The organism is Gordonia aichiensis NBRC 108223 (genome assembly GCF_000332975.1).
Lineage (GTDB): Bacteria > Actinomycetota > Actinomycetes > Mycobacteriales > Mycobacteriaceae > Gordonia > Gordonia aichiensis.
The window spans coordinates 144971-161391 of record NZ_BANR01000005.1 but is presented as its reverse complement, the minus strand read 5'-3'; the positions used below and the strand labels follow the sequence as shown (position 1 = coordinate 161391).

General features: G+C 66.2%; 12 protein-coding genes. 3 read left to right on the top strand and 9 right to left on the bottom strand.

Annotated elements, in window-relative coordinates:
• Positions 1 to 47: 47 nt before the first annotated feature.
• Positions 48 to 1880: an aspartate--tRNA ligase gene (gene aspS / locus GOACH_RS08040; RefSeq protein WP_005173155.1), complete on the bottom strand. Its 1833-nt coding sequence runs from the start codon at positions 1878 to 1880 to the stop codon at positions 48 to 50.
• A 185-nt stretch (positions 1881 to 2065) separates the two neighbouring features.
• Between aspS and ypfJ the strand changes: the two genes are divergently transcribed.
• Positions 2066 to 2944 carry a KPN_02809 family neutral zinc metallopeptidase gene (gene ypfJ / locus GOACH_RS08035; protein ID WP_040518107.1) on the top strand — a complete coding sequence of 293 codons (879 nt, stop codon included), beginning with the start codon at positions 2066 to 2068 and terminating at the stop codon, positions 2942 to 2944.
• The gene (locus tag GOACH_RS08030; RefSeq protein ID WP_005173153.1) at positions 2934 to 4589 is read left to right on the top strand and encodes a DUF885 domain-containing protein; all 1656 of its coding nucleotides are present in this window, start codon (positions 2934 to 2936) and stop codon (positions 4587 to 4589) included. Before ypfJ ends, GOACH_RS08030 begins: the two co-directional genes overlap by 11 nt.
• A 68-nt stretch (positions 4590 to 4657) precedes the next feature.
• Here GOACH_RS08030 and hisS read toward each other — a convergent pair whose 3' ends face one another.
• Positions 4658 to 5923, bottom strand: a complete 1266-nt coding sequence (hisS, locus tag GOACH_RS08025; RefSeq protein ID WP_005173152.1) for a histidine--tRNA ligase — start codon at positions 5921 to 5923, stop codon at positions 4658 to 4660.
• Positions 5920 to 6639, bottom strand: a complete 720-nt coding sequence (locus GOACH_RS08020; RefSeq protein ID WP_005173151.1) for an MBL fold metallo-hydrolase — start codon at positions 6637 to 6639, stop codon at positions 5920 to 5922. The genes hisS and GOACH_RS08020 overlap by 4 nt, the downstream gene beginning before the upstream one ends.
• 201 nt (positions 6640 to 6840) lie before the next feature.
• Between GOACH_RS08020 and GOACH_RS08015 the strand changes: the two genes are divergently transcribed.
• Positions 6841 to 7785, top strand: coding sequence for a peptidylprolyl isomerase (locus tag GOACH_RS08015; RefSeq protein ID WP_005173150.1), 945 nt, complete (start codon positions 6841 to 6843; stop codon positions 7783 to 7785).
• Positions 7786 to 7904: 119 nt separating this feature from the next.
• Here GOACH_RS08015 and GOACH_RS08010 read toward each other — a convergent pair whose 3' ends face one another.
• The 6 genes from GOACH_RS08010 to yajC all read right to left on the bottom strand — a co-directional run bounded on the left by GOACH_RS08010 (position 7905) and on the right by yajC (position 16321).
• Positions 7905 to 10397 carry a RelA/SpoT family protein gene (locus GOACH_RS08010; protein ID WP_005173147.1) on the bottom strand — a complete coding sequence of 831 codons (2493 nt, stop codon included), beginning with the start codon at positions 10395 to 10397 and terminating at the stop codon, positions 7905 to 7907.
• 130 nt (positions 10398 to 10527) lie between these two features.
• Complete coding sequence (locus tag GOACH_RS08005; protein ID WP_005173144.1) at positions 10528 to 11136, bottom strand: adenine phosphoribosyltransferase; 609 nt, start codon at positions 11134 to 11136, stop codon at positions 10528 to 10530.
• Positions 11129 to 12808 (bottom strand): ABC transporter substrate-binding protein, encoded by a 1680-nt coding sequence (locus tag GOACH_RS08000; RefSeq protein ID WP_005173143.1) that lies wholly within the window; start codon positions 12806 to 12808, stop codon positions 11129 to 11131. The genes GOACH_RS08005 and GOACH_RS08000 overlap by 8 nt, the downstream gene beginning before the upstream one ends.
• A 7-nt stretch (positions 12809 to 12815) precedes the next feature.
• Positions 12816 to 14018 (bottom strand): protein translocase subunit SecF, encoded by a 1203-nt coding sequence (gene secF / locus GOACH_RS07995; RefSeq protein ID WP_005173135.1) that lies wholly within the window; start codon positions 14016 to 14018, stop codon positions 12816 to 12818.
• Positions 14015 to 15718, bottom strand: coding sequence for a protein translocase subunit SecD (gene secD / locus GOACH_RS07990; protein WP_040518045.1), 1704 nt, complete (start codon positions 15716 to 15718; stop codon positions 14015 to 14017). The genes secF and secD overlap by 4 nt, the downstream gene beginning before the upstream one ends.
• Before the next feature lie 156 nt (positions 15719 to 15874).
• Entirely contained in the window at positions 15875 to 16321 is a 447-nt protein-coding gene (gene yajC, locus GOACH_RS07985; protein ID WP_005173128.1) for a preprotein translocase subunit YajC, read from the bottom strand.
• Positions 16322 to 16421: the final 100 nt, after the last annotated feature.

Below are 16421 nucleotides of genomic sequence, written 5' to 3'. Positions count from 1 at the left end.
AGCGCACCGGTGTGCGATATGTGTCACGCACGTCGGTGCCCGACGGGTCAGTCCGCGGGTTTCGACGCCCCATGCTCAGCGTCGCCGGCCTTCGGCTTCGGGGTGGCGTCGATGCCCGACTCCTTGCGTTGTGCCGCGGTGATCGGAGCGGGTGCGTCGGTGAGGGGGTCCACTCCGCCACCCGACTTCGGGAAGGCGATCACCTCACGGATGGAACTCTCCCCCGCGAGCAGCGCGGTGATGCGGTCCCAGCCGAAGGCGATGCCGCCGTGCGGAGGTGCGCCGTAGGCGAACGCATCGAGGAGGAAGCCGAACTTCTCCTGCGCCTCGTCGTGATCGATGCCCATGATCGCGAACACCCGTTCCTGGACGTCACGACGATGGATACGAATCGATCCGCCTCCGATCTCGTTGCCGTTGCACACGATGTCGTAGGCGTAGGCCAACGCCGAGCCCGGGTCGCTCTCGAGGTCGGCCAGCGACTCCGGCTTGGGCGAGGTGAACGCGTGGTGCACAGCGGTCCACGCTCCCGATCCGACGGCGACGTCGCCGGACGCGGTGGCGTCGTCTGCAGGTTCGAACAGCGGGGCGTCGACGATCCAGGTGAATGCCCACGCTGCCGTCGCAGGATCAACCGGATCGCCGGGCGCAGGAATCAACCCGAGGCGGACGGCGATCTCGCTGCGCGCCGCGCCGAGCAATGCGCGCTGCGCCTTGGCCGGTCCGGCGGCGAAGAACACACAATCACCGGGCTTGGCGCCGACGTGCGCGGCGAGGCCATCACGCTCGGCGTCGGACAGGTTCTTGGCGACGGGACCGCCCAGGGTGCCGTCCTCTCCGACGAGGACATAGGCCAGCCCCTTGGCTCCGCGTTGCTTGGCCCACTCCTGCCAGGCGTCGAGTGTGCGCCGCGGCTGCGAGGCCCCGCCCTCCATGACCACCGCACCGACGTAGGGCGCCTGGAAGACACGGAAGGGTGTGTCGGCAAAGAATTCCGTGCACTCGACGAGTTCGATCCCGAAGCGCAGATCCGGCTTGTCGGATCCGAAGCGACGCATCGCGTCGGCATAGGTCATCCGAGGGATCGGTGTGGAGATCTCGACCCCGATCAACCGCCAGAGGGCCACGAGGATCTCCTCGGCGAGAGCGATCACGTCGTCCTCGTCGACGAAGCTCATCTCGATGTCGAGCTGGGTGAACTCCGGCTGACGGTCGGCACGGAAGTCCTCGTCGCGGTAGGCACGTGCGATCTGGTAGTAGCGCTCCATGCCTGCCACCATGAGGAGCTGTTTGAACAACTGCGGACTCTGCGGCAGCGCGTAGAACGTTCCGGGTTGGAGTCGGGCCGGAACGAGGAAGTCGCGCGCACCCTCGGGCGTCGACCTGGTCAGCGTCGGCGTCTCGATCTCGACGAAGTCGTGGGCGGCGAGCACACCGCGCGCGGCCGCGTTCGCCTTGGAACGCAAGCGAATTGCGGCAGCGGGGCCCTCGCGACGGAGGTCGATGTAGCGATAGCGCAGACGGGCTTCCTCGCCGGGACTCTCATCGAGTTGGAACGGAAGCGGGGCCGACTCGTTGAGCACCTCGAGTTCGGTGGCGTTGATCTCGATCTCCCCCGACGGAAGGTTCGGGTTCTCGCTGCCGGCGGGGCGCTCCTCGACGACACCGGTGACCTTCACGACATACTCCGCCCGCAGCCGATGCGCCTTCTCGGCGACTGCATCCTCGCGGAAGACGACCTGCACCAGTCCGGAACTGTCCCGCAGGTCGATGAACACGACGCCACCGTGGTCGCGGCGACGCGCGACCCACCCGGTGACGGTGACGGTCTGCGACGCGTCGGCGCGGCGCAGCGAACCGGCGAAATGCGTGCGAAGCACTGGAGTCCTTCCTGGTGGACGTACGAAGTCTCACAATCTCGTGGTCAATCCTACGGAGGGCGCGGGCGCGGTCGGCGACTGGTGTCCGCCGACGACACGACCGTGCCCGGTCGGCATCGACGCGGGAGGGGTCGTTGGGCGTGGTTCACCCGTATCGGCGCCCCACCGCCGGTAGCCTGACCTGCATGACGTTCCAAGGCAGCGGGTCGCTGGACAACAGCAACGTGTCCGGCGGTGGGGGTGGTGGCGGCTTCGGCGGCGGCGGTGGCGGACGTATCGCCCTCGGCGGTGGTGCCGGCCTGATCGTCACACTGGTCGCCCTGTTCTTCGGCATCAATCCGGGCCAGATCCTCGGGTCGTCGTCGACGAGCAGTAGCTCGGCAAGCAGTTCGGCGAGCGAGATCGACGAGCACCTGGCGCAGTGCACGGTCGAGAAGGCGAACACCGACGACATCTGCCGCATCAAGGCCACGACCATCAGTGTCAACCGGGTCTGGTCGGACCAGATGAAGGGTTACACGCCGCCGAAAACCGTCATCTTCAGCAATTCCGTCGACACCGGTTGCGGCGCAGCGACGTCGGCCACCGGCCCGTTCTACTGCCCGGTCGACAAGACCGCGTACTTCGATCCGTCGTTCTTCGCCGAGCTGAAACAGATGGGTGGCAGCGACGGTCCGCTCGCCCAGGAGTACGTCGTCGCCCACGAGTACGGCCACCACGTCCAGAACCTGACCGGCGCACTCCAGAAGGGCCAGCAGCTCGGATCCCACGGCCCGAAGTCGGGTTCGGTTCGCGTCGAGTTGCAAGCCGACTGCTACGCGGGGGTGTGGGCATATCACGCCGACAAGGGCAGCGACGCCATGCTTGAGCCCCTGACCTCCGATCAGATCAGCTCGGTGATCCAGACCGCGAAGGCGATCGGCGACGACACCATCCAGGGCTCGAACTCCAATCCCGAGGGATGGACGCACGGCTCCGCCGATCAGCGCGTGCGGTGGTTCTCGACCGGATACAAGAACGGCGACCCGCGCCAGTGCGACACCTTCTCCACGAATGACCTCTGAGCGTTCCGTCCGCGACGCGACCGCGGTGGACGCGATCGCCGACGATCATCTCGCCCGCAGTGCCGCACTCGACCCGATCCTCGCCACCGAATTCGGCATCGACGGCCACAACCGGCTACTGACCGACTTCTCCCCCGACGCCGTCGACGAGCGCGCGGCGCAGGTACGTTCGACGCTGGCACAGCTCGATGCCGCAACACCTGTCGATCACATCGACCGGGTCACGATCGCCACGATGCGCGCGGAACTCCGCCGCGAACTCGCACTCGCCGATGCGGGTGAGCTGACCGGCGAGTGCAATGTGATCGCCTCACCGCTGCAGTCCATCCGCGACATCTTCGACCTCATGCCCACCGACACGGCCGAACAGCGGGCCGACATGGTGGCGCGGATCGCGGCGATCCCGTCGGCGATCGACAGCGTGATCGTCGGACTCCGGCACCGCCGGGATGTCGGCCCCGCTCTCGCGCGTCGGCAGGTCGAACTGGTTGCGGCACAGGCGAATGGGGCGCGGGCGGCAATCGCACAGAACACCACGGCCATCGCGTCCGACGACGCGCTCGCCACCGATCTGGCCTCGGCGCTCGAAGGCGCGGGCGCCGCATTCGACCGATTCGCCGCTCACCTGCGGACCGAGGTACTCGACGGCGCGGACACCGACGACGCCATCGGCCGCGACCGCTACCTTCTGCACCTGCCCTACCATCTCGGCACCGACGTCGATCCCGACGAGGCCTACGACTGGGCGCTCGAGCGCCTCGCCGCGATCACTGCGGAACAGCGCGACATTGCCGCTGAGATCGCGCCCGGCGCGAGTGTGACGGAGACACTCGAGTTGCTCGACGCCGCACCGCAGTATCAGCTGCACGATCGCGCGTCGTTCCTCGCGTGGATGCAGCAGACCTCCGACGAAGCGGTGGACGGACTCGCCGGCACACACTTCGAGATCCCCGAGCGCCTGACCCGGCTGGAATGCCGACTGGCGCCGTCGTCCACCGGGATCATCTACTACACACAGCCCAGCGCCGACCTCTCCCGACCCGGACGCATGTGGTGGGCGGTCCCGCCGTCGCAGACCGTCTTCCACACGTGGCAGGAGAAGACAACCGTCTACCACGAGGGCGTGCCCGGCCATCATCTGCAACTCGGGGCCGCCATCGTCGACCCGGACCTCAACTCCTGGCGCAAGCTCGCATCGTTCACGTCGGGTCACGGTGAGGGCTGGGCGCTCTACGCAGAACGTCTCATGAGCGAGCTCGGTTGGCTCGACGATCCGGGCGACCGGATGGGCATGCTCGATTCACAGCGACTACGTGCGGCGCGCGTCGTCGTCGACATCGGTGTCCACTGCCGCAAGACCGCTCCCCCGTCCGTGGACGGGGGCACCTGGAATGCCGACAAGGCGTGGCAGTTCCTGACCGACTCTGTGGCGATGGACCGGGCAGTGCTCCGCTTCGAACTCGACCGCTATCTCGGCTGGGCAGGTCAGGCACCGAGTTACGCACTCGGCCAACGGGTGTGGGAGCAGTGTCGGGTTCAGGCGCTGGCACATCACCGGGAGTGGACGCTCAAGGACTTTCACACCAATGCGCTCGCGCTCGGCGGGGTCAGCCTCGACGTGTTGCGTGAGGAGATGACACGCTGATGTTCGGCGGAGTCACCGGCCCTACCGCGAATCGGCTCGTATAAGCCGGTAGGACGTCGACGACGTGGTCAGGACAGCAGCCCGCGTACCTCGTCGACGACGCCCTCCAGCGACGTCTTGTGTTGTTCGCCGTTGCCCAGGTTCTTGATCTCGATCGTTCCCTCGGCCAGTTCACGGTCGCCGAGGACCAGCGCGAGCACGGCGCCGGACCGATCGGCGGCCTTCATCGCCCCCTTCAGCCCACGGTCGCCATAGGCCAGGTCGACGCTGATGCCTGCGGCACGCAGTTGTCCTGCGACGCTGACCAATTCGGCCTTGGCGTCGGTTCCCAGCGGAACACCGAAGACCTGGCAGCGCGCGGCGTCGACGTGGGCGATGCCCTCGGCCTCGAGCGCGAGCATGGTGCGGTCGACGCCGAGTCCGTATCCGATCCCGGACAGATCCTGCTTGCTGCCGAGCTGCCGCATCAGACCGTCGTAGCGACCGCCACCGCCGATACCCGACTGCGCACCGAGGCCGTCGTGGACGAATTCGAACGTGGTCTTGGTGTAGTAGTCGAGTCCGCGCACCAGGCGGGGGTTGATCACGTAGGGCACGCCGAGTTGACGCAGGTGCGAGAGCACGCTTTCGAAGTGACCGCGCGCGTCGTCGGACAGGTAGTCGAGCATCAACGGCGCGTCGGCGGTCGCCTCCCGGATGTCGGGCCGCTTGTCGTCGAGCACGCGGAGCGGATTGAGCTGTGCGCGTTGGCGAGTCGCCTCGTCGAGATCAAGTCCCGCGAGAAAGTCCTGCAGCGCAGCCCGGTACGCGGGACGGCACGAATCGTCGCCCAGGGAGGTGATCTCGAGCCGGAATCCCGAAAGACCGAGCCTGCGGTATCCCTCGTCGGCAATCGCGATGACCTCGGCGTCGAGCGCGGGGTCGTCGACCCCGATCGCCTCGACGCCGACCTGCTGGAGCTGGCGATAGCGTCCGGCCTGCGGCCGTTCGTAGCGGAAGAACGGTCCGGCGTAGCAGAGCTTGACCGGAAGCTGGCCACGGTCGAGACCGTGCTCGATGACGGCACGGACGACGCCGGCGGTACCTTCGGGGCGCAGGGTGACCGAGCGTCCGCCGCGGTCTTCGAAGGTGTACATCTCTTTGCTGACAACGTCGGTGGACTCGCCGACGCCGCGTGCGAAGAGCCCGGTGTCCTCGAAGATCGGCAGTTCGATGTGTCCGTAGCCGGCACGACGAGCGGCGTCGGTGAAGGTGTCGCGCACACGACGGAAGTCAGCCGAGGCGGGTGGGTAGTAGTCGGGGATGCCCTTCGGTGCGACGAAGTCGGCGCTCACAGTCTCCTACTTCCCTTCGGTTGGCTCGACGCGTTCAGGTCGGCGAGGAACGGGTTGGTCGCGCGTTCCTGTCCGATCGAGGTCTGCGGTCCGTGACCGGGCAACACCTGCGTGTCGTCCGACAGCGGAAGGAGCTTCGACGCGATCGAATCGAGTAGCTGCTGATGGTTGCCGCCGGGCAGGTCGGTGCGTCCGATCGACCCCGCAAAGAGTACGTCACCGGAGAAGCACACCGGCACGCTGGTCGGTGCGCCGTCATTGTCGGTGAGCTCGACATCGGTGCCGAGGAGCACCGATCCCTGGGTGTGGCCCGGCGCGAGGTCGACGCTGAATCTGATGCCCGCCACGTCAATCGGCTCGCCGTCGACGAACTCGATGACCTTCTCCGGCTCGCGGAACGTCAGCGGACCGATCATGGAGCCGAGTGCGCTGCCGAGGCCAACAGCCGGGTCGGCGAGCATCGGCCGGTCCGCGGGATGGATGTAGGCGGGGATCCCGTAGGCGTCACACACGTCGGCGGCGTTCCAGGTGTGATCGAGGTGTCCATGCGTCAGAAGAACGGCCACCGGGGTGAGCTCGTGTTCGGTCAACAACTCGGAGACCTTGGCCGCGGCTTCCTGCCCCGGATCGATGACGATGGCCTCGCCGCCCGGCTCAGGCGCAACGATGTAACAGTTGGTCTGGAACATTCCCGCTGGGAATCCGGTGATCAGCATCTGCGCTCCTCGACTCGACGGGTGGCGGCGCGGGCGACGCGCCACCGCTGACCCTCCATTCTGGCCTATCGCGACACGCTGCCCGACGACACTCCGGAGTACCTGCCTGGGGAACTCTCAGGGTGTCCTGGCACACTTGCGTGTCGATACAGCCGTGTCGCCTCATACGCACCGACAGACGTCTCAGGAGGGTTCACCAGCGTGACCACCAACGAGGAACGCCGCGAAGCCGCCAAGCGGAAGCTCGAGGAGAGGCTCGAACGCGAGCGTCAGGAGCGCAAGCGGCGTCGAATCATCATCGCATCGGTCTCGACAGTGCTGGTGGTGGCGGTAGTCGCGACAGCGACCACGCTCATCGTGAAGAAGGTTCTCGACGACCGCGAAGCCGCGCGGTGGACCTCGTGTGAGTACCAGGACCAGCCGGATCGCCTCAAGCCGATTCCCACGGATCCGCCACAGGGCGTGCCCGCTGAACAGCACGACGAATACCGCAAGTACGCGGCCGAGATGAACAAGATGATCAACGAGGGCATCCCCAAGAAGCGGACGGCCCCCAAGCCAGGCGATCGTCAGCTCAAGTCGGGTGACGTCTCGGCGGTCTTCGACACGTCGCAGGGCACCATCCCGATGACCCTCAAGCGCGACGGGGCGCCGTGCAACACCGGTGCCGTCATCTCACTCATCCGGGACAACTACTACAACGACACCCCGTGCCACCGAATGACCACGAGCGAAGCGCTCAAGGTGCTCCAGTGCGGTGACCCGACGGGCACCGGCGCCGGGGGCCCCGGCTGGAGCAGCCCCGACGAGCCGCCCACCGACCTCAAGCCGGCCGGCGGCGCCAATCCGATGGCCGGTCAGCAGTCGGTGATCTACCCGCGGGGAACGATCGCGATCGCCAACAGCAATCAGGGCGGCCAGAGCAGCAACACCGGATCGAGCCAGTTCTTCCTGGTGATGTCCGACAGTCAGCTGCCGGCCGACTACTCGGTCGTCGGCAAGGTCGATCCCGAGGGATTGAAGGTCCTCGACAAGGTTGCCGCAGGCGGCGTCACGCCCGGCCCGTCCGGCGAGGCCAGCGACGGCAAGCCCAAGATCCCGGTGCAGATCACCACCGCGAAGATCACCGGCGGAGACCTGGACTAGGGCCGCACAGTCGACAACTGGAGGCGCACGGTCGGCGGGAACGTTCCGCTGATTGTGCGCCTCTGTCCGTCGAGCGGGCGCAGAGGAACGTCGAGTGGGCGCGGCTACGGGACGAAGCTCTACGCCGCCGACGTCACCCGGTACACGTCGTAGACCCCTTCGACGTTGCGCACCACGTTGAGTACGTGACCCAGATGCTTGGGGTCGCCCATCTCGAAGGTGAACTTGCTCACCGCCACACGATCGCGGCTGGTGGTCACCGACGCCGAGAGGATGTTCACCTTCTCGTCGGCGAGCACCTTGGTGACGTCGGACAGCAGACGGTGCCGATCCAGCGCCTCCACCTGGATCGCGACGAGGAAGACCGACTCCGGCGATGGGGCCCACGTGACCGGGATGATGCGCTCATCCTGACGTCGTAAATCGCTCGCGTTGGTGCAGTCGGTGCGGTGCACACTGACTCCCCCACCACGGGTGATGAAGCCGAGGATGTCGTCGCCGGGCACCGGCGTACAACACTTGGCGAGCTTGATGAGGATGTTGTCGATGCCTTCGACGACGACGCCTGCGTCGCCGCCCACGCGCGTACGCGACGGCATCGTCGACAGCGTCGAGCGCTCGGCGATCTCCTCTGCGGCATCGTCGATGCCGCCCAGCGACGACACCAGCCGGTTGACGACGTGCCGCGCGGACACGTGATTCTCACCGACCGCCGTATAGAGAGCCGTCACGTCGGCGTAGCGCAATTCTTTCGCGATCGCGGCCATCGACTCGGCGCTCATCAACCGCTGGAGGGGCAAACCGCCGCGTCGCACCTCCTTGGCAATGGCGTCCTTGCCGGTCTCGAGGGCCTCTTCACGACGTTCCTTGGCAAACCACTGCCGGATCTTGGCCTTGGCGCGCGGTGACACGACGAAGTTCTGCCAGTCCTTACTCGGGCCGGCGTTGGGCGCCTTGGAGGTGAACACCTCGACCACTTCGCCGTTCTCGAGTTGACGTTCGAGCGCGACGAGACGTCCGTTGACCCGGGCGCCGATACATCGATGACCGACCTCGGTGTGCACGGCATATGCGAAATCGACCGGCGTCGACCCCGCCGGAAGCGTGATGACGTCGCCTTTAGGGGTGAAGACGAAGATCTCCTTGACCGCGAGGTCGTATCGGAGCGACTCCAGGAACTCGCCGGGATCGGCGGCTTCACGCTGCCAGTCGAGAAGCTGACGCATCCACGCCATGTCGTCGATCTCGGCGGCATCAGACTTGCGTCCCTTGCGATCTCGGTAACCGTTCTCCTTGTAGCGCCAGTGCGCAGCGATCCCGAATTCGGCGGTGCGGTGCATGTCGTTGGTGCGGATCTGGACCTCGAGGGGCTTGCCCTCCGGTCCGATGACAGTGGTGTGCAACGACTGATAGACGCCGAACCTGGGCTGTGCGATGTAGTCCTTGAAGCGTCCGGCCATGGGCTGCCACAGCGAGTGCACAACGCCGACGGCGGCGTAACAATCCCGCACGTCGTCGCACAGGATGCGCATGCCGACCAGGTCGTGGATGTCGTCGAAGTCGCGGCCCTTGACGATCATCTTCTGGTAGATCGACCAGTAGTGCTTGGGCCTGCCCTCCACCGTTGCGGTGATCTTCGCCGACGACAACGCATTGTTGATGTCGGCGCGCACGCGCGCCAGGTACGTGTCACGCGAGGGTGCGCGGTCGGCCACCAGACGCACGATCTCCTCGTATCGTTTGGGGTGCAGGATCGCGAACGAGAGGTCTTCGAGCTCCCACTTCACCGTCGCCATACCGAGTCGATGGGCAAGTGGCGCAATCACTTCGAGGGTCTCGCGCGCCTTGCGCGCCTGCTTCTCCGGCGGCAGGAACCGCATGGTGCGCATGTTGTGGAGGCGATCGGCCACCTTGATCACGAGCACCCGGGGGTCACGGGCCATCGCGATGATCATCTTGCGGATCGTCTCGGCCTCCGCGGCGCTGCCGAGCGCCACCTTGTCGAGTTTCGTCACACCGTCGACGAGGTGTGCCACCTCGGCACCGAACTCACTCTCGAGAGCCTCGAGGGAGTAACCGGTGTCCTCCACGGTGTCGTGCAACAGTGCAGCGACGAGCGTCGTGGTGTCCATTCCCAGGTCGGCGAGAATCGTCGCAACCGCGAGCGGATGGGTGATGTACGGGTCGCCCGACTTCCGGTCCTGTCCGCGATGCCGCTCGTCGGCCACGTCGTAGGCGTGTTGCAGCAGTGCGATGTCGGCCTTGGGGTAGATCTCGCGATGCAGGGTCACCAGCGGCTCGAGGACCGGGCGCACGGAACTGCGGGTCGCGGTCATGCGACGCGCCAGTCGCGCGCGGACCCGCCGCGACGCCGAGGCATGGGTGGTGTCGGTCGTGGTTCCGGAATCGTTCTGGCCCGAAGCCTGCTGGGCGGTGCGGGGTTGACCAGTGCCGGCTTGCCGAGCATCGGGCTGAACCGTGCTGGGCGCGTTTTCCTCGGTCTCCGCGTGTCCGTTCACCGGGGCAGCAGGTTCGGTGTTCGAACGGGCTTCCTCGGCGGCAGTCGGCGCGACCCGCTCACGAGTGACGGCCGCCTCGGTCTCGTTCGCCATGCTGCCTCCTTCTCGTGGTGTGACCCTCGTCGAGGTCGCGTCGTGTCGGCACGACAACGCCCGCCTTGAAAATCAACACCGTGTGTGACGAGTCTAATCCGGGGTCGTCTGCGCCTGCGGCGTGCACAGCTCAGCGGTCGTCGGTGATCGCGTGCAGATGAACCTCAGGCCCCAGCTCGGTGACGATCCTCTCCCGCCCCCCGAGGTCCGCGAGCTCCATGATCACCGCGACCCCGACCACCGATGCACCCGCCAGGCTCATCAGCGTCGATGCCGCGACCGCGGTTCCCCCGGTCGCGAGAACATCATCGACGACCAGCACGCGCCGACCGCTGATGTCGATACCGCTCGCAGGGATCTCCAGGCGTTCGGTGCCGTATTCGAGGTCGTAGTCGACGCCGTGCACCGGCGGCGGCAGCTTCCCGCCCTTGCGTACGGCGAGGATGCCGACACCGAGTTCCTGCGCAACTGCCCCACCGACGAGGAAACCACGCGCATCGATACCCGCCACGAGGTCGACGCCCGAACACCCGTGCGTCAGCGCGGTCACGATCGAGGCGAACCCCTCGGTGTCGGCGAGAACAGGCGTCAGATCCCGAAACAGGATGCCCGGCTTCGGGAAGTCGGGCACAGTGCGTTCATGTTCGGTGATCGCCTGGCGTGCTCGACGGACCGCTCGGCGCGTGACGTCATCGTCGGGATCACCGCTCACGTGGCCGCCGTCCGCCCGCTCACTCACTGCTGACCCACCGATCCATGTTCCATCCCGTTCCATTGCGTCCGAGGCCCGCCACCACGTTCTCGACCCGATCATTCCATCGTCGGACCCGAGGAGCAGCGAACAGCGGGATCGACGGGACATCCGACCACGCCGCACCCTCGATCGTTCTGACCAGACCCAACTGCTCGCTTCCGAGAACACCAACACTGCGTGCGGCGATCGCATCAGAGACCTGCTTATCGTCGAACCCGTTGATGTCCAACGGATCTCCGTCGAACAGCTGATACGAGTCGCGACTGGGGTCCGCTGCTCCCGCCGCGGCAAACGACGTCCCGTTGACCGCCAGCACGGCGTCGGCCGTCTTGCCGAGTTCGCCGACGCCGAACTGCGGCGAGGACACATCCGTGACCGAGATGCCCGCCGCTCGGCATGAGTCGGCGATCGCCGCGACCATCTGTCTTTGGCGATCGCCCGGTGCGAGGTAACCGATCCGAACCCGCACTCCGGACTCCTTGCCCGCGTCAGCGAGCAGCTGGCGCGACCTCGCAGTGTCGGCGCGCAGATACCCCTGACCGAACTCGCCGTTGATGGCTGCCGCGAGGCGGTCGGCGGGCGCAAGGGTTCGGAGATTCCACAATTGCGCGCCCTGACCGAAGGAGCGCGTCAGCGAGGCACGGGGCACGCAGCCCGCAAATGCCCGCCGGACGGAGACGTCGGAGAACACTCCGCGACGTGACAGCACCACCTCCTCGACACCGAGTGCACGTCCGGGAGCGTCGGGGGCCTGCACCTGCCCTGCGGAGTTCTGGTCATCGTTCCCAGCGTCACCGTGGGTGAGGCCTGCGGTGACGTCGGCGACATCGTACGAGGTGCCGGTGATGAGGCGCGCCGAGTCGGACCTGCCGTGCACGAGGATCCTCGATACCTTGGGTGCATCGCCCCACCACTTGGGGTTCGGAACGAGCAGTACCCCTGCCTCGGTGATCTCGGAGATCTGATACGGCCCCGACGAGGGCACGTTGTCGGCGCTGCCACCCGGGCGCAGGTCGAAGGCCGACTTCCATGCCTGGGCGATCTTCCTGAGGGCCGCCCGATCACCCGACCGGATCGGACCGAGCAAGTCCGCGACGCCGGCCGCGCGGGCAACCACCTGTGCGGGCATCAGCGTGCCTGCGCCGAACAGCGAGAGCCAGTCACGGTAGTCGCGACCACGCTTGAAGGTGACCGTCGCGGACTTGGCACCGGCCTCACAGTCGATTCTGTCGATATCGCGATAGCCCGCAGTGCTCGCGGCCCCGAACTCGGGATACCGCCCACTCATAGCAGTCCACGCCAGCACGAGGTCGTCGCAGTCGAGTGGAGTCCCATCGGAGAACTCCGCTCCGGGGGCGAACTGGTAGGTCAGTGTCCTCACTGGGCCGGACTGCTCGCTCACCCTGCCGATATCGCGGTCCGGGGTGACCTGGCCCGACGCTCCGAGGTAGCTGAAACCCGGTAGTACGCGACCGGTGAGCATCAACGCGCCGTCGGCGTTACCCGCAACGGTATTCGCGTTGGCTGTGCTCAACCGTGCGTCGGTGAGGTAGTCGAGCGTGGGCGGCTGGTCGTCGCCGCATGCCGCAACCACACCGATCATGACGAGCCCCGCGAGTACCACCGCGAGCACTCTCGTGCCGCGCCCCGAGGTCACCGCGTGCCTAACGCGAACGCCGACGCTTGCCGGTCGGAGCCTGCGGCTGCTCGCCCGCATCCTTCGCACCCCGACCGCTGCGGCTGCTCGACGCTGCGCCGGGACGTCCGCGAACCGGACGATCTGCCGCGCTGACGTCGTCGCCTGCCTCGATCGCGGCGCGACGCTGGAGCACACGGTCGGTGTGCTTCTTGATCTCGGAACGCCGTTCCTTGAGCGTCACCAGCAGCGGCGCCGCGAGGAAGATCGACGAGTACGTACCGACGACCACACCCACCAGCTGGATCAGACCGAGATCCTTGAGCGTGCCGACGCCCAGCAGCCACACCGCGATGACCATGAGGGCGATGATCGGCAGCACGGAGATCACCGTGGTGTTGATCGATCGCATCAGCGTCTGGTTGATCGCGAGATTGGCCTGTTCGGCGTAGGTCCGGCGGGTCGTCTGCAGCACGGACCGCGTGTTCTCGCCGACCTTGTCGAACACCACGACGGTGTCGTACAGCGAGAAGCCGAGAATGGTGAGGAGTCCGATCACCGTAGCCGGTGTGACCTCGAACCCGACGAGCGAGTAGATGCCTGCGGTACAGACGATGTCGAACAACAGCGAGGCGAGCGCGGCGATCGACATCTCCCTGTCGAAGCGGATGGCGATGTAGACGAAGACGATCACCAGGAACACCGCGAGCGCGATGAGCATCTTCTCGGTGATCTCTTTGCCCCAGGTGGAACTGACCTCCGAGATACTCACGTCCTGATTGGTGAGTTCGGGCCCGAAGCGATCGGTCAACGCCTGGGTGAGCGTCGACGCCTGCTGCGGCGACAGGCTGTCGGTGCGGACCTGAACCGTTTGCGCTGCGCCCGACCCCGCCGTCTGGACCGCCTCCGGCGCGCTGCCGAGCGCTTTCGTGGTGACATCCTCCACCGACTGGCTCGACACCCCCTGTGTCACGGGTATGGAGACCTGCGTTCCGCCTTCGAACTCGATACCGAAGGAGAATCCGCGGATGGCGATCGATGCGACGCAGATGATCACGATCACCAAACTCACCAGGTACCACATGCGCCTGCGTCCGACGATCTCGAATGCACCCGTGCCGGTGTAGAGGCGGGACAGGAACGACCGGTTGGTATCGGCGACGAAGTCGGCGTCACTTCCGGCCGACGGTGCCGGAGCCGAGGCGTCGCGAGAGTCGTTGGTGGTGGTCATTTCGACGTTCCTTCTGCGACGGTCTGCTCGTTGTCAGTGCGCTCCGCGGCCGCCCGCTCAGCCCTGCTTGTGCGTTGACGACGCTGCCGCGCCACCTCACTCACCGCACCGAGTCCGTTGATCTTCGGCCGCGAGAGGAAGTCGTTCCTGCTCGCGAGCACGACAAGAGGATGGGTGACGAGGAAGACAACGACGACGTCGAGGATGGTGGTGAGGCCCAACGTGAACGCGAACCCGCGCACCTCTCCGATCGCGAGGATGTAGATGACCGCGGCAGCGATGAAGCTCACCGCGTTACCCGACCAGATCGTCCGTCGGGCGCTGGCCCAGCCACGCGGGACCGCGGACCGGAAACTTCGTCCCTCACGCATCTCGTCCTTGATGCGTTCGAAGTACACGACGAAGGAGTCGGCCGTCATACCGATACCGATGATCAGACCGGCGATGCCCGCGAGGTCGAGGGTGAACCCGATCCAACGCCCGAGCAACACGATGATCCCGTACACCGCGGCTCCGGCGAGCACCAGCGAGAGGATCGTCAGGAAGCCGAGAGCGCGGTAGTACGCGAGCGCATAGATGAAGACGGCGATCAGCCCGATGAGACCCGCGATCAGACCAGCGCGCAGCGACTGCAGACCGAGTGTCGCCGAGACCGTCTCAGCGTCCGAGGTCTTGAACGACAGCGGCAGCGAGCCGTACTTCAGCACGTTGGCGAGATCGCTGGCCTCGGACTCGTTGAACGAACCCGTGATCTGCGTCTTGCCACCCGAGATCTGCGAGTTGATCGTTGCGGCCGACACCACACGGCTGTCGAGTACGAACGCGGTGGTGTTGCCGATGTTCTTGGCGGTGAAGTCGCTCCAGGTCTGCGCCGCGTTGGGCTTGAAGTCGAGGTAGACCGTCCAGGCGCCGGTCTGCTGATCGGATCCTGAGCTCGCAGAACTGATGTCGCGTCCGTCGATGATCTGCGGCGCGAGGAGGTAGACCTGCTTGCCGTCCTCCGAACACGCGACGAGGTACTCGTCGGAGCGGTCGTTGCCCAGAAGCGGATCGTTGGCGCCGGTCGAGCAGTCCATCTTCGACATGTACGCCTTCAGCCCGTCGGTGTTGGCTCCTGCGGGGACCTGCCGCAGCTTGCGCTGCTCCTCGATCGCCTTGGCCGCCTGATCCGCCGGCTGCTCGTCGGTGGGCTGCTGTGAGGTGTCCTTCTTCGGCTGCGGAGTCGCGGCCTGTACCTCGACGACCGGGCGTACGAACAGTCGCGCGGTTTGGCCGAGGGTCTTGGCCTGCGCGCCATCCTGACCCGGAACGGTGATGATGAGGTTGTTGCCGTTGACGACCACCTCGGAGCCCGACACACCGAGTCCGTTGACGCGCTGCTCGATGATCTGCTTCGCCTGGTCGAGCTGTTCACGGGTGGGCGGATTACCCGACTCGGTGCGTGCCGTCAGCGTGACGCGGGTGCCGCCCTGCAGATCGATACCGAGCTTGGGCTCCGGCGATCCGCCGCCGGTGAAGAAGATGAGCGCGTAGATCGCGGCAAGGAACACGATGAACAACGTCAACGGTCGCCACGGCGGGATCTCGCGGGCTGGCGACCGCCGCTTCTTCGCTGGCTTTGTGGTCGACGACCCGCGTTTTCCGGTCGACGACCCTCGTGTGTTGGTCGACACCTCTGTCGCCCGGCGAGGGGTGGTCACGTTGTCCTCGATCTCCTTCAGCGCGCGTCAGATTGGCCGCAGGCCACTCTACTGATCGGCCAGATGGCCGCACGCCACTCTACTGATCAGTACCGACGCATTCGCACGACCCCACCGGGGGTACGAATGCGTCGGCAATGCTGCGCAGGCCTCGCGCTACTTCTCCGAGTCGGGTGAGCTCGGGCCCTGATCCTTGCGGAGGTTCACGTCGGTGTCGTCGAGATCGTCGTAGCCCGACGCGTCGTCGTAGTTCACCGTGCCGTCGATGGTCGAGAACTCGTCGCCGTCCGCGGTCAGCGGCGCGCTCGGCGGCACGTAGCCCGCGTAGGTCGCCGCGGCGTCCTCGGTCGATACCACCTTCATGATCGCGAGCCGGTTCCACCGGGTGACGACGCCGGTGGCGATCTCGACGTCGATGTAGTCAGAACTCGACGAGTCGATGACGGTGCCGAACAGGCCCGACGTCAACTGGATTCGCGTACCGGTCTGGATCGAGTTCTGCATGTCCTGCATCTCGGCAGCGCGCTTCTTCTGCTTACGCATCGAGAAGAACATGAAGCCGGCGAGTAGCACGAGCAGAAGCGGGAAGAGCAGAGATTCCATGAGAGAGCGATCAGTCCTTCGTCGAATGTGGAGGTTGCACGCCGTGGCTGTGCACTCCTACTAGTGTGCCACGTCGCGAAATCGGACATTTTGGTCGCAC

Bases quoted from the DNA above. Each gene is read 5' to 3' on its own strand.
- ypfJ (WP_040518107.1), top strand. From the start codon at position 2,066: ATGACGTTCCAAGGCAGCGGGTCGCTGGACAACAGCAACGTGTCCGGC.
- GOACH_RS08030 (WP_005173153.1), top strand. From the start codon at position 2,934: ATGACCTCTGAGCGTTCCGTCCGCGACGCGACCGCGGTGGACGCGATC.
- GOACH_RS08020 (WP_005173151.1), bottom strand. From the start codon at position 6,639: ATGCTGATCACCGGATTCCCAGCGGGAATGTTCCAGACCAACTGTTAC.
- GOACH_RS08010 (WP_005173147.1), bottom strand. From the start codon at position 10,397: ATGGCGAACGAGACCGAGGCGGCCGTCACTCGTGAGCGGGTCGCGCCG.
- secF (WP_005173135.1), bottom strand. From the start codon at position 14,018: ATGACCACCACCAACGACTCTCGCGACGCCTCGGCTCCGGCACCGTCG.
- yajC (WP_005173128.1), bottom strand. From the start codon at position 16,321: ATGGAATCTCTGCTCTTCCCGCTTCTGCTCGTGCTACTCGCCGGCTTC.